This window comes from Sphingomonas sp. CFBP 8765, from assembly GCF_014841445.1.
Taxonomy (GTDB): Bacteria; Pseudomonadota; Alphaproteobacteria; order Sphingomonadales; family Sphingomonadaceae; genus Sphingomonas; species Sphingomonas aerolata.
In genome coordinates this window covers 718,781-732,079 of record NZ_JACYTY010000002.1, presented here as the reverse complement: position 1 = coordinate 732,079, position 13,299 = coordinate 718,781, and the positions used below count along the sequence as shown (strand labels likewise).

Genomic DNA, 13,299 nt, shown 5'->3' with positions numbered 1-13,299 from the left:
GAATGTGGCGCCGGCCGGGTTCCGGGCGGCTTGGGAAGTATATCATGGAAACAATTTACGATTGGCTGAGCGTCGCGGTATTTGCGGGCCTGGCGCTACTCTATCTGCAACGCTCGATGGAGGATGAGCCGGTCGATACGGTGTGGCATTATCTGCCGCCCGCGATCGCCTGTGCGTTGAGCAACTGGCTCGGCAACGAAGGCTATGCGATCCCCGCCGTGCTCGTGCTTGCGGCCAGTGTCGGCTATATCATCTACGTGCTGCGCCCATCCCTGCCCGGGCGCTGATCCGGCCGGCCGGACGCGCCGACCCCGGCAGCAGCGGTCGATCATGGTAGAACAGGATCTCCATTACCTTAAACCCGCCGCTAACCAGGTTTGAAGAGACCTCCTTTGCATCGGCCGAGTGAAGGATCGGGTGCCAACGGAGAATTTCCAATGCCCCTGATCCACGACGCGCATCGCGCCGTCGCGTCCGCCGCGCCGGCCCCGGTCGCTCGCCCGCATGCCCTGAACCGTGTCCTGCCGCGCTCACTTTGTGATGGTGGTCGACCTGCCCGCATCGGCGCTGCCCTGCGCGGCATGGTCGGCATCGCAGCGCTGGCGATGCTCGCCGCCTGCGGATCCGCGGTCGAAGCGCCCGAACAAGCGGGAATCGTCGTCGTGAGATCGGGGGCCGGACCGAGCGAATCCGGTATTGCGGTTGCAGCAGCGGCACCGCCTGCACCGGCGACCGGCGCCGACGCGGGCACACCAGCCACCAGCGATACCGACGATGCGGTCATCCCCCCCGACACGATGCGGGACCCGGATCATATGCAATATGCCAGCCTGGTCGAATAACCGGACTGGCCCTCGGCTTAGTTAGACAGGCGGCGCACCGATCGGCGCGCCGCCTGTCCCGGTCGATCAGCGGCCGACCGCGTGATAGGTCAGCCCGGCCTTCTCGACCATGTCGCGCGGATAGATGTTGCGCAGGTCGACGAGCACCGGCGACGCCAGCAGCGACTTGACGCGCTTGAAGTCGAGCGCGCGGAAGATGTCCCATTCGGTCACGATGACAAGCGCCTCGGCGCCCTCCATCGTCTCATAGGGACCGGTGCAATAGGTCACGTCCTTGATGACCGCCTTCGCCTGCTCATGACCCTCGGGATCATAGACGTTGATCGTCGCGCCCGCATCCTGCAGCGTCTGGATCAGCGCGATCGCCGGGCTGTCGCGCATGTCGTCGGTGTTCGGCTTGAAGGTCAGGCCAAGCACCGCGATCGTCTTGCCGCGAACGTCGCCACCGACGGCGGCGATGACCTTGCGGCCCATTGCGCGCTTGCGATTGTCGTTCACCGCGACGACCGCCTCGACGATGCGCTGCGGCGCGTCGTGATCCTGCGCGGTCTTGAGCAGCGCGAGCGTGTCCTTGGGGAAGCACGAACCGCCATAGCCCGGGCCGGCATGCAGGAACTTGGAGCCGATGCGGTTGTCGAGGCCGATGCCGCGCGCGACGTCCTGCACGTCCGCGCCGACCTTCTCGCACAGATCGGCGATCTCGTTGATGAAGGTGATCTTGGTCGCGAGGAACGCGTTGCCGGCATATTTGGTCAGCTCGGCGGCACGCCGGCTCATCTCGACGAGCGGCGACCGACCGAGGGCGAGTGGACGATAGATCTCGCGCATGACCGCGAGGCCCTTCTCATCGTCGCTGCCGATCACGACGCGGTCGGGACGCTTGAAATCGTCGATCGCGGCGCCTTCGCGCAGGAATTCGGGGTTCGACACGACCGCGAAATCGGCATCGGGATTGACGCGGCGGATGATCCGCTCGACCTCGTCGCCGGTGCCGACCGGGACCGTGGACTTGTCGACGATCGCGGTGAATCCGTCGATCGCGCCGGCGATTTCCTCGGCGGCGGCATAGACATAGGACAGGTCGGCATGACCGTCACCGCGCCGCGACGGCGTACCGACGGCGATGAAGACCGCGTCGACGCCCTTCACGCTCGCGGCAAGATCGGTACCGAAGCGCAACCGCCCGGCCTCGACGCCGCGCGCCACCAGTGCATCCAGACCCGGCTCGTAGATCGGCATGATGCCGTTTTCGAGCGCCGCGATCTTGCCGGCATCCTTGTCGATGCAGATCACGTCATGTCCGAAATCGGCGAAACATGCGCCCGACACCAAACCAACGTAACCCGATCCCACCATCGCTATGCGCATTATAATCCCTCAGACGATGTTGGTCCCTACGATCGTCGTACGGACATTGATATTCGGCGGAACTCCTAGAAGATGAACCGCCGGCCATCAATAAGGTGGTTCACCTGATGCGGCGGGCCGGTACGCTGCTCCAGCGATCCGTGCCGATACCGATCAAACGCCGATATCCGAGAGGGTTGGCGGGCCGGCCCGCGCCCGCGGGCGACGCGCCGGCCCCGCCCATTCAGCCCGCGACGATGCGGGCGTCAGGGTAGTTTTCGGGACGAAGCACGCGGTCGGCGACCTCTGTCCAGGTCGAGAAATGCCGCGCGGGCACCTGCCCCGCCAGCGCCAGCGCCTTTTCGGTCGCCGCGATCATCGACGCCGGATCGTTCGACACATAGCCCGCGCGGAACGGGTTCGTCCCGACCGCGAAATCGGGGCAGACCGCGGGGATCTGCAGATATTCATATTGTCCCAATTTCAGACTCGACTCGGCAAGATACTCGACCCCCGGCGCCAGCCGGTAGGGGGCGATGCCGATGCTCGCATGCTTGATATAGGGCAGCGTGGCGCGGAACGGCATTTCCTTGTGGACGAACACGTTGTCGGGCCCCTTGAAGCTCTTCCCGCAGCCGATCACGTGGAAATGCACATCGGGAAACTGCGGCGCGACCGCGTGGAAGAAGCTTTCGTCGAACAGCATCGACCCGACCGCGACGGCATTGCGCTGCGCGGTATAGGGCGACGGACCGACGGTCTCGAAGTCGGCGGGATCGATCCCGAATTCGGCGCGGTACAGGCGATCCTTCGCCCACAGGAAATCCGACACCATCTTGGTCGACCGCAGGCAGACATGGTCGATATGTCGCGCATTCTTGACCAGATGGCTGCGGACATAGGGATGCGCGCCGACGGTATCGAGCCGGTCAGTGGCGTAATAGATGATCTTCGCGGTCGGGTTGAGCCGCTTGATCCGGTCGATGAAGATCGCCGCGACGCTCGATTCGATGACGATATAGTCCGCCGCCTGGAATGCGCCGTCGATATCGGCATTGGGCAGCCTGGCAAACAGCGGAAACAGCTTCGCCATCACCGCATCGGCGACCGCATTGTTGGTCGCAAAGGGATGCAGCGGCGTCCGCCAGAGATAGCAATTGACGCCGTCCACCTTGTGCCAGGCATTGGCCTGGTCCCACAGGAACAGGCGCGAATCGCCCTTCTTCTTCGAGATCAGGCTGAACCGGGTCGAGATGAACGACACGTCGCAGCCATCCTGCGCCAGCGCATGCGCGACCTGATGGATGCTGGCGCGCTTGGGCGTCCGGTAATCCTGAAATGCCGACAGGATGACGACACGGGAATGCTTTGGCTGCGCCGGCGCTGGCTTATCGGACATGCATGACACTCCATCGACTTTGGGCTGGACGGTTGGCCGTAATCAGACAAAGGGGCTGGCAATCTGGATCACGTTGGGAAGCCGATGCACGTTCTTCACGTCGTTCGTCAATTTTATCCGGCCATTGGCGGGCTGGAAGACGCCGTCAGCAATCTCGCGGTCGCGCTCAAGCGGGACTGCGGAATCACGACGTCGGTGGTCACGCTCGACCGCCAGTTTTCGCGTCTCGACGCGACGCTGCCGCCGCGCGACACCTATCAGGGCGTGCCCGTGCAGCGGATCCCGTTCCGCGGCTCGACGCGCTATCCGCTCGCACCCACCGTACTGCAGCATCTCGGTCAGGCGGACATCGTTCACGTCCATGCGATCGATTCGTTCTTCGACGGCATGGCGCTCACCCGCCCGCTCCACCGCCGGCCGATGGTCGCCTCGACGCATGGCGGCTTCTTCCACACCGATTTCGCCAGCCGGCTGAAGCTCGCCTATTTCGCCAGCGTCACGCGCGCGTCGTCGCTCGCCTACGACCGGATCATCGCCTCGAGCGAAAGCGACGCCGCCCGGTTCAACGAGATCGCCGCGAGCAAGACGGTGACGATCGAGAATGGCGTCAACATCGGCAAATGGCAGGGCGCAGGGTCGCCGCAGCCGACGAGGACGATGATCTATATCGGCCGCTTTTCCTCGAACAAGAACATCACCGGCCTGATCGACCTCGTGGCCGCGCTCGGCCGGCTTCATGGCGACTGGCGGCTGATCATCGCGGGCGGCCCGGCCGACGTCACGCCTGCACAGATCGAGGAGCATATGCGCCGGACCGGTACCGAACGGGCGGTCACGCTCGTGCCCTCGCCCAGTGACGAGGGTATCAAGGCGTTGATCGGCGAGGCCAGCTATATCGGCTCGGCGTCACGCTATGAAGGCTTCGGGCTGAGCGTGGTCGAAGGTCTGTCCGCAGGCCTAACCCCGATCGTCAGCGACATTCCGCCCTTCCGCCGGCTGGTTCGCTCGTCCGGCAGCGGCATCCTGTTCGACATCGACGATGTCGAGGCTGGTGCGGGCCAGATCGAAGCCGCGCACCGCGATTCAAGCGCCGCCTATGAGTCGAACCGCGCGAACAACATCGCCGCGAGTCTGGCCTATGACTGGCGCAGCGTCGCGCGGCAGTTCGCCGATGTGTATAAAGATGTCCTGCGGAAACGCGACGCGCGGGGCTGACAACGCCGGGGTGTCGCACGGCCTGTCCGCAGGTGATTCGGTGAGGAGGAGCGTATCGTCGCTCGGCATCGATCACGATGCCCATACCGCTGACGGCGACGTCACCGCGAACGTACAAGGCCTGTTGCGTCGAGCGGGTCAGGCTAACGCTCAAGCCTAAGGATCACCGCGGCCCTAGGGCAAAGACGAACCATCGTACCCCGGGCGCCCAAGCACTTTGACAATCCGACGACTGGGATCGTCAGACACAGGCGGACGCGCGAAAGCGACCGCCCATGTGCTTGAGATCAGGCCAGGAAGAATGCCATCAGGACGATCAGCGCCCAGAGCGCAACGCTGACTGCGAGGCCAGTGATAAGACCGAGCACGGCCGAGGGAATTTCGGGATAGGATGGGGCCTGGATAGCCGGGCCGGGAAGCGCAGTCATGAACACTCTCCTCAGCGGTCGTTTCAACCGTCTTGTCTCAACATGGGACAGGGGTCATAAATAATCAACACTAATATCTAGACTAGCGCAAAATTAGCTAAGATCCTGAAAATCTTGTGCGTTCAACGGGTCGGCAAGGCTGGCAAACGCCCCCGGAGCAGGGTTGCAACGCGCAGACCACCACTCCGGCGTCAGCCTCGGTTCAGAACGATGAAAGTCCGCGCAGCAGCAGCGTCGCCAGGGCCCAGCATGCGCAGCTGGCCACAACCAGCAGGATAAGCCGCACCGGCGCTGCAAAGCGCTGCGGCGGCGCAAGCGCCGCACCCGCGGCGGGCATGGGCACCACCGCGCTGTCGGGGATCAACGACAGGACCGCAGACTCGCAGATCGTGTGCGTGAAGGCCGACTGGATCTGGTCGTTCGTCAGCAGGGGCTGGAAAGCGCAGCCATGCGCCTCGCCATCGCGCCATGCGATCCGCGCGGTCGCCTGCCCCGCACCGGCCAGGCCGACGCGGATATGGGCACCGACCGGCAGGACGCTGGCGCTGGAAAAACGGAAACCGCCTTCGGACAGGTCCTCGACACGGACGTCGATCGCCCGCGCATCGGCCGCACGGACCGTGCTCGCGCGCGCTATTGCTGCTCGACTCGGCTTTCGCCGACGCTCGGCCACCGGCTCGATCGCCGTCATCTCCGCCCGCACGCTAGATGATCCAGGCAAGGACACCAGCGAGCGCCGCGGCGAAGACCGCCACGCCGGCGATGGTCGAACCGGCCCGGATCGCGCGTTCGCCCAACGAGGCGGGCTCGACCGGAAGGAGCCAGTTCTCGTAATCGATCCGGTCGCCGGCCAACGGGTTGGCGGCACGCGGGTCGACGACCTGAAGCTCGGCCCCGAGCGGGTCTGCGACGGAACGCGCCCCGTCGAACGAATCCGTCGTAGCGCCGGAAAGCGGATCGCCGCCACGAAACGCCGCATGTGGCGATACGGGGTCAGCCAGGTTAGCAAGAGGTGCGTGAAGGGGCATGACGACACCATGCCATACTGGTGGTTAAGAAAGCGTATGTTAAATTGCTGTCGCGGCATTTTTTGTACGTGTTTTACGGTGCACTAGAATGCGTTGCGGTGCACAACGACCCGTACCGTAGACACGAGAATGCCAAAGTCGCGCCATACGGACCAGCCCAGGATATATTCCAGATCGGCCTGGAGGCGCTGCGTCAGATCGTCGCGACGATGCGTCGCCCCGCGGAATCCGCGCACCTGCGCAAGACCGGTGATCCCCGGCTTGAGCGCGTGGCGGTGCCAATAGCGTTCATCGACCTCCCAGAACAGCTGCTGCCCCGCCAGCGACCCCAGTGCATGCGGTCGCGGCCCGACGATGCTCATCGATCCGAGCAGCACGTTCAGCAGCTGTGGCAGCTCGTCGACGCTGGTCGCGCGGATCACGCGACCGACGCGCGTGATCCGGTCGTCGGTGCGGGACGCCGAAACGCTGCCGCTCGCGTCGGACTGGTCGACCCGCATCGACCGGAACTTGAACACCTTGAACAGCGCGTTGCCGCGGCCGACGCGATCCTGCCGGAAGAAGACCGGTCCCCGGCTGTCGATCTTGATCGCCGCGGCGGTGATCAGCAGCAGCGGCAGCACGACGATCAGCGCGGGCACCGCAAAGGCCAGGTCGAACGTCCGCTTGATCATCCGGTTGCGCGTGCTCAGCGGTCCGACCGCGACGACCAGCGTCGACCGCCCGACGAAAGTGTCGAGCCCGATCGCGCCGACCTGGTCGATTTCGTTCGAAATAATCTCGCCGCGAATGCCCGCCCCCTTCAGGAGCATCGCCCATTCGCGCTCCTTGTCGGGCCGACAGGCGATCACGACGCGGTCGACACCACGCAATTGGCGCGCGAGTCGATCGAGCATCATCGGATCTTGCATGTTCGGGCGAAGGTTCGCGGCCCGCGTCTCGACGACTTTGCAATGTGCAGGCACCGCGAATTCGACGTCGTCCAAGATCACCAGATCGGTGGTCACGTTGCCGCCAATCGTCAGGCGGACAAACCGATCGATGACCAATCGAAAGACTGCGAGAAGCACGAAGCTGCCGAGCATTCCGATGCTGATGACGCCACGGGATTCCGCCTGCACCGCCCGGAAATAGTAGGAGATGAACAAGAAGCTTGAAAAGGCTAGTAAAAGCGCTGTCGCCGACCGCATGATGCCGGCCCGGGCCTTGCGCAGCACGTCAATCGAGTAGGCGCCATTATTGAACGCCGTCAGCACATATATCGGCGCCGTGACGATGACGACGTTCATATGCGACGTAACAGCAAAACGGCCATATTTTGCAAATATACCGAGCTCGAATGCAGCAACCACCGCGAGCAGATCAGCAAACACCAACAGGATATAAAGCGCGATGCGCAGTTGGTGACGATGCGAGGTCGAGCCAAAACGATCGAACACTGCACCGCGCGTGCCGGTAACTTTAGTATTTTCCACAGTGCCAGCTCCCTGCCCGCCACAATCTCGACTTATGCTCAGCAGGGCCAAGGCTCTGCCATAGGCGGTTTGAAGAAACCAGAGCCGAGATGCGCGGCTCATCCCATCGGGGCGCCACCCGGTCGGCACGCACCGCGCCGCCTGCGCAACGCGGCCCGCCGCCGCTATGCCAACGCCACCACCTTGCCGTCGCCGCAGCACCCCCAGCATGCGCGCAGCACCGCCCAGCAGCCTGGTGCGGCTCCCCCGGCAATGGACTGAGACCGGTACGACCGGACTCCCCCCTTGGCGCAACATACCCCTCTAATAGCGGACAACGGGCGCCAGCGGGCCGTCCCATCCCGGAACATGCCCCCCATCATAAGAAAAACCGCGCCGCTGCCGCCCGCGATCAGCCGCCGCCCGTAGCCGCGACACGCCCCCGAACGCGGAACCGATCGCCGCGCAAGGATTGATCGCACGCTCTTTCGCGCTAGGGGGCGTCGGAATGAAACGGACGCGCGCGATCCCGCGTTGTACATTCCAGTACATAAAAAGGTTCGAGACAAGCATGCCAGAGGCTTTTCGTGCGGCGCGCGACGCGCTCGCCTTTCTCGAGGCACATCGTCTCGCACCGGTGGCTGAAAACTATACGTTCGCGCTTGCCGTGGTCGCCGATCCCGGATCGAACCTGGCGCGCGCCGTGGCGGCCGAGACGGATGGCGGCCTGAGGCTGACCGCACGCGCGCTCGAAACGCTCAGCGAACGCCATCTTGCGATCAAGCGCGACACGACCGCCGAACGCGACAGCGCGGTCACCGCACGCGCGAACCAGCTCGGCGCGCTGACCACCGATGCGCAGACGCTGACGCGGTCGCTCAGCCACGACGTCAGCGCGATGGCGAGCGAGGCTGAGAACTGGCCCGATGCGACGCTGCTCGTGACCCGGCTGGCCGATGCCGAACGCGAGCTGGCCGAGCTGCGCCGCGACGTCGCCCGGCTCCAGTCCGACCTCGGCTCGCTCGGTACGGCGCGGCACGATCCAATGCGCGACACAGCCACCGGCGCGCTGACGTCCGAGGGCGCGCGACCGATCTTTGCACAGCTTGCCGAACAGGCGCGAAGCTATGTCCTCATGATCTTCAGCGTCGCCGATCTGGCCGGGGTCAATCAACGCTTCGGCCACGCCGTCGGCGACAATGTGCTGAGCGCCTTTGTCGCGAACCTGCGACGGGTGTTTCCCGACGAGGAGATCATCCGCTGGACCGGCAATGAATTCGTCGTGGTCGTGACCGACGTCGCCCTGACGGCGGCCCGCGACCTCGCCGACGAAGCCATCGCCGCCTTCGAAACCCGCCGCCTCAAGCTGCGCGGCAGCGGCGCATGGATCGGCCCGGTCCGCGCGCTCGCGGGACTGGTGGTCGGCCAGGGCGACGACCAGGACGCCGCCCTGAGCCAGGCGCGCGCCGATCTGTACCGTGCCACCGTCGAGGGTTTCGCCCCTGTGGACGGCTGAGCGGGTCGGACCCGACGGCTCGCTCGCTCCGGCCGCGATCATGGATTCCATAAGTATCTGCATCATGGCGTTTCTATCCCGCGACCCGCGCGTTCCAGCGTGATGAGCACGTCGCACCATGGCCGCTACGCCTATCGCCCGATCGTCGACCGCCCGGACTATGACTGGCCCGACGGCCGCCGCCTCGCCATCTATTTCGGGGTGAATTACGAGGTGTTCGATTTCGGCGGCGGGCTGGGTCCGGAACTAGCGCCTGCGCAGACCGACCCGGACGTGATGAACTATGCCTGGCGCGATTATGGCAACCGGGTCGGGGCGTGGCGGTTGTTCGACCTGTTCGATCGGCTGGGCCTGCGCACCACCGCGCTGCTCAACGCCGACGTCCTCGATCGCTGCCCGGGGCTCGCCGAGGCGTGCCGCGACCGCGGCGACGAAATCGCGGCGCATGGCGGCACCAACGCGACCGCGCAAGGGTCCCTTGCGCACCCGAGCGAGACCCAGATGATCGCCGACGTGACCGAGCGGCTGGCGACACTCGGTGTGCGTCCCACCGGCTGGCTGGGACCGTGGGTATCGGAGAGCGACACCACGCCGGACCTGCTCGCCGAAAATGGCTATCGTTATGTCCTCGACTGGGCGCATGACGACCAGCCGACCCGGCTCGCCACCTCTCATGGCGGACTGCTCTCCATCCCCTATTCCCAGGAAATCAACGACCTGCCCGCGATCATCGCGCGCAAGCAGGAGGCGACGACGTTCGCGGCCATGATCCGCGACGGCGTCGAACAGCTGCTGTCCGAATGCGACCGGCGTCCGCTCGTCCTCGGCATCGCGCTCCATCCCTATATCATGGGACAGGCACACCGCGTCCCCGCCCTCGCCCGCGTGCTGACCGAACTCCGCGCGGCGAACGATCCGCGCATCTGGTGGACCACCGCCGGCGACATCGCCGCGCATGTCGAGGCGAACGGGCTGGCCGCCTGACCCCGCACTCACTCAGGCCTCACGACCGCCGCGCCACAGGCTCTCCTTCAACGGGCCGATCAGATAGTCGAACGCAGACCGTTTCCGGAGCGGGACAAGGATCTCGGCGGGCATGCCCGGCGTCAGCGCGCCGGGCCCCTTCAGCGCGACGAGCGTCCGATAGCTTTCCGGCAGGAGCGACGCCTCCGCCCGGAAGAAGCGGTTGCCGGTCCGCTCCTCGGTGAAGCTGTCCGCCGACACCGTGTCGATCCGGGCGTCGAGCGCGGGCATCGCGCGGTCGTGGAAGCCGGTGAAGCGGACCTGCGTCGTCTGGCCGGGGCGCATGTCGTCGGCATCGTCGGGCGAGACCTGCACCTCGATCACCAGCGCCCTGCGATCGGGCACGATTTCCATCAGCGTCTGCCCCGGCGAGACCACCCCGCCGATGGTGTAGATCGTCGGGCCGACGATCGTGCCGGCCACCGGCGCGCGCACCATCGAGCGGGCGAGCTGTTCGCGCGCCGCGAGCAACTTGGGTTGCAGCTCGTTCATCCGGACCAGCAGATCGCGCAGGCTGCCCTCCACCTCCTCGATCTGGCGACGATCGACGCCCGCGGCCGACAGTTCGGCTTCGCCGATCGCATCGCGCGTCTGGAGGATCTGCGCACCAAGCGCGCCATGCTCGCCGTCGAGCGCGGCCTGGGTGCGCTCGAGCGCGCGGATCCGGTTGATCGAGGCAAAGCCCTTGGCGGCGATGACCCGCATCCCCGTCAGCTCGTCGTCGAGCAGCGCGCGTTGCCGGCGGTTCGCCGTGATCTGCTCCCCGAACCCGCCAATCTGTTCGGCATTGGCGTGGGCGCGCCGCATCCACACCGCCTTCTCGGTCTGCGCGGTCCGCAGGCGCGCCGCCAGCAGCAACCGCTGCCCGCGCAGCGCATCCTCCGCCAGCACCCGGTCCGCCGCCGGCAGCGCGCGGAATTCGACCGGCTCGGCCATCACCGCGCGCCGGTCGCGTTCGGCGAGCAGGCGTTCGCGCTGCGCGAACAGCATCATCAGCTCGGCGGTCATCCCGCGTTCGAGCGCGTGCAGATCCGCCGACGCGATCTCGAGCAGCACCTGCCCGCGGGCGACCTTCTGGCCTTCGACGGCGCGCAATGCCGTGACGATGCCCCCGTCGCGGTTCTGCACCGCCTGCCGCTTGCCCGACACGATCACCGCGCCGCGGGCATAGACGCCGGCGTCGAGCGGCATCATCGACGCGCCCCCCAGCAGCCCGATGAAGAACAGCGCCGCGACGCGCAGGCCGCGCCGGATCTCCACCCGCGCCGAATCGTCGATCATGCTCATGACACAGCCCCCTTCAGTCCGACGACATTGCCGCGGCTCCCGCCGGCGCGGCGCGCCAGCTCGGCCAGAACCTCCTCGGCCGGACCTTCGCAGTCGACCGATCCGGCGTTGAGGACGAGCAGCCGATCCGCGGCGGCCAGCACGCTGGTGCGGTGCGCCGCGATCACGATCGTCGCGCCGCGCTGGCGACTGGTCTCCAGCGCGCGCATCAGCGCCGCCTCGCCCTCCGCGTCCAGCGCGGCATTGGGTTCGTCGAGCAGGAGGATCGGCGGGTCGTCGAACATCGCTCGCGCCAGTGCGATCCGCTGCCGCTGACCCGCCGACAGCGCCAGCCCGCCGCGCCCGATCGGACAGTCATAGCCACCGGGCAGCGACAGGATCAGCGCGTGGCACCCCGCGACCTTGGCCGCGTCGATCACCCGCCGGTCGAACGAGACCGGGTCCACCGCGTTCGGATCGGCGAACCGGGCGATGTTCTGCGCCACCGTGCCCGTCAGGAAGCCGGGTTCCTGCGGCACATAGCCGCGGTACCGCGCGAGCCGCTGCGCATCCCAGAGGATCGAGTCCGCGCCATCGAGCAGCACCTGTCCGGACTCGGGCGCGATACCCCCGGCGAGGATGCGGATCAGCGTCGTCTTGCCCGCCCCCGATGCCCCGACGATCCCCAGCATCTGCCCCGCCTGCAGGTCGAAGCTCACCCCCTTCAGCAGCATCGCCGCGCCATCGGCGCTGCGCGTGGTGATCTTGCGCGCGGTGATCCGGCCGAGCGGCGCCGGCAGGACGGTCGCGGGCGCCGCCGCCGCGTCCGTGTCGAACAACTGCTTCAGCGATTTCAGCGCCTCGTTCGCGCTCTGCAGGTTCGACCAACCGCCGATCAGCAGCTCGACCGGCTGCAGCGCACGACTGAGCAGCACCGAGGCGGCGATGATCGATCCGACCGAGATCTGCCGCTGGACCGCGAGGATCGCGGCAAGCCCCAGCGCCAGCGACTGGAGGAACAGCCGCATGAACTTGGCGATCGCGGCATAGCGCGCGGTCGCCATCTGCGCCGCGGCCAGCGCCGCCTGCCCGTCGCAGCGTTCGGCGATCTGCCGGTCGACCATCGCCCGGCCCATGCCCAGCGCGCGGACGAGCTCGGCCTGCTGGGCGATATCCTCCTGGACGATCGCCGACCGGGCATTGGCGGTGTGCGCAACGGTCATCAGCCCGCGCGTCCCCCGCTCGGACATCCATGTCAGCACCGCGAGGCACGCGCCCGCAGCGATGATGAACAGCCCCAGCAGCGGATGGATCAGCACCGCGGCCAGAACATAGATCGGCGTCCAGGGCGCATCGAAGATCCCGACCAGCGTCGGCGCGGTGATCACCTGTCGCAGCGTGTCGAACTCGCGCATCGCCTGTGCCGTCGTCGGGTCGCGCTGCCGGGTGTGACCGCGCTCGATCAGCCGCGCCAGGATCGCCCGCGACACGCGCTGGTCGAGCCGCAGCGACACCTTGACCATCAGCCGCGACCGCAGGGCCTCCAGCACCCCGATCGTGGCGATCGCCGCCCCCAGCACCAGCGTCAGGATCACCAGAGTGACGACGCCCCCGGTCGGCACCACCCGGTCATAGACCTGCATCATGTACAGCGTCGGCGCGAGGTACAGGATGTTGACCAGCGCGCTGAACAGCAAGGCGGCAAGGAGATGCGACCGACAGCGCGTCACCGCATCCCGTACCGGCTGCGCCAGCCGGTCCCCGAACATCTGCATCATCGA

13 protein-coding genes are annotated in these 13,299 nt (G+C 66.4%); 5 read left to right on the top strand and 8 right to left on the bottom strand.

Going from position 1 to position 13,299, the window contains the following annotated elements; translation table 11 throughout:
- Window positions 1–44 precede the first annotated feature (44 nt).
- Window positions 45–287, top strand: coding sequence for an XrtV sorting system accessory protein (locus tag IFT87_RS08010; protein ID WP_031396237.1), 243 nt, complete (start codon window positions 45–47; stop codon window positions 285–287).
- 150 nt (window positions 288–437) lie between these two features.
- Window positions 438–842: a hypothetical protein gene (locus IFT87_RS08005; RefSeq protein ID WP_037532997.1), complete on the top strand. Its 405-nt coding sequence runs from the start codon at window positions 438–440 to the stop codon at window positions 840–842.
- A gap of 66 nt (window positions 843–908) precedes the next feature.
- On the opposite strand, the gene IFT87_RS08000 is transcribed toward IFT87_RS08005, so the two are convergent.
- Window positions 909–2,210: a UDP-glucose dehydrogenase family protein gene (locus IFT87_RS08000; RefSeq protein WP_031396235.1), complete on the bottom strand. Its 1,302-nt coding sequence runs from the start codon at window positions 2,208–2,210 to the stop codon at window positions 909–911.
- 223 nt (window positions 2,211–2,433) lie between these two features.
- A complete protein-coding gene (locus IFT87_RS07995) occupies window positions 2,434–3,588 on the bottom strand; it encodes a GumK N-terminal domain-containing glycosyltransferase (RefSeq protein ID WP_192008076.1) in 1,155 nt (384 codons plus the stop codon).
- 84 nt (window positions 3,589–3,672) lie between these two features.
- Here IFT87_RS07995 and IFT87_RS07990 point away from each other — a divergent pair, with 84 nt between their 5' ends.
- Entirely contained in the window at window positions 3,673–4,803 is a 1,131-nt protein-coding gene (locus IFT87_RS07990; protein WP_192008074.1) for a glycosyltransferase family 4 protein, read from the top strand.
- A gap of 287 nt (window positions 4,804–5,090) precedes the next feature.
- On the opposite strand, the gene IFT87_RS07985 is transcribed toward IFT87_RS07990, so the two are convergent.
- From IFT87_RS07985 to IFT87_RS07970, 4 genes are all read right to left on the bottom strand, one after another.
- Window positions 5,091–5,231 (bottom strand): hypothetical protein, encoded by a 141-nt coding sequence (locus IFT87_RS07985; protein WP_156360375.1) that lies wholly within the window; start codon window positions 5,229–5,231, stop codon window positions 5,091–5,093.
- Between the two features lie 202 nt (window positions 5,232–5,433).
- Window positions 5,434–5,922, bottom strand: a complete 489-nt coding sequence (locus IFT87_RS07980) for a PilZ domain-containing protein (RefSeq protein ID WP_159512266.1) — start codon at window positions 5,920–5,922, stop codon at window positions 5,434–5,436.
- 13 nt (window positions 5,923–5,935) lie between these two features.
- Window positions 5,936–6,259 carry a hypothetical protein gene (locus IFT87_RS07975; protein WP_192008072.1) on the bottom strand — a complete coding sequence of 108 codons (324 nt, stop codon included), beginning with the start codon at window positions 6,257–6,259 and terminating at the stop codon, window positions 5,936–5,938.
- Window positions 6,260–6,342: 83 nt separating this feature from the next.
- The gene (locus IFT87_RS07970; RefSeq protein WP_341786131.1) at window positions 6,343–7,734 is read right to left on the bottom strand and encodes an exopolysaccharide biosynthesis polyprenyl glycosylphosphotransferase; all 1,392 of its coding nucleotides are present in this window, start codon (window positions 7,732–7,734) and stop codon (window positions 6,343–6,345) included.
- A gap of 550 nt (window positions 7,735–8,284) precedes the next feature.
- Here IFT87_RS07970 and IFT87_RS07965 point away from each other — a divergent pair.
- Together IFT87_RS07965 and IFT87_RS07960 are read left to right on the top strand one after the other, a co-directional pair.
- The gene (locus IFT87_RS07965) at window positions 8,285–9,229 is read left to right on the top strand and encodes a GGDEF domain-containing protein (protein WP_192008065.1); all 945 of its coding nucleotides are present in this window, start codon (window positions 8,285–8,287) and stop codon (window positions 9,227–9,229) included.
- A gap of 102 nt (window positions 9,230–9,331) precedes the next feature.
- A complete protein-coding gene (locus tag IFT87_RS07960; RefSeq protein WP_192008059.1) occupies window positions 9,332–10,213 on the top strand; it encodes a polysaccharide deacetylase family protein in 882 nt (293 codons plus the stop codon).
- Between the two features lie 12 nt (window positions 10,214–10,225).
- On the opposite strand, the gene IFT87_RS07955 is transcribed toward IFT87_RS07960, so the two are convergent.
- Both IFT87_RS07955 and IFT87_RS07950 read right to left on the bottom strand, forming a co-directional pair.
- Window positions 10,226–11,539, bottom strand: a complete 1,314-nt coding sequence (locus IFT87_RS07955; RefSeq protein WP_192008057.1) for an HlyD family type I secretion periplasmic adaptor subunit — start codon at window positions 11,537–11,539, stop codon at window positions 10,226–10,228.
- Window positions 11,536–13,296 carry a type I secretion system permease/ATPase gene (locus IFT87_RS07950; RefSeq protein ID WP_192008055.1) on the bottom strand — a complete coding sequence of 587 codons (1,761 nt, stop codon included), beginning with the start codon at window positions 13,294–13,296 and terminating at the stop codon, window positions 11,536–11,538. The genes IFT87_RS07955 and IFT87_RS07950 overlap by 4 nt, the downstream gene beginning before the upstream one ends.
- Window positions 13,297–13,299 lie beyond the last annotated feature (3 nt).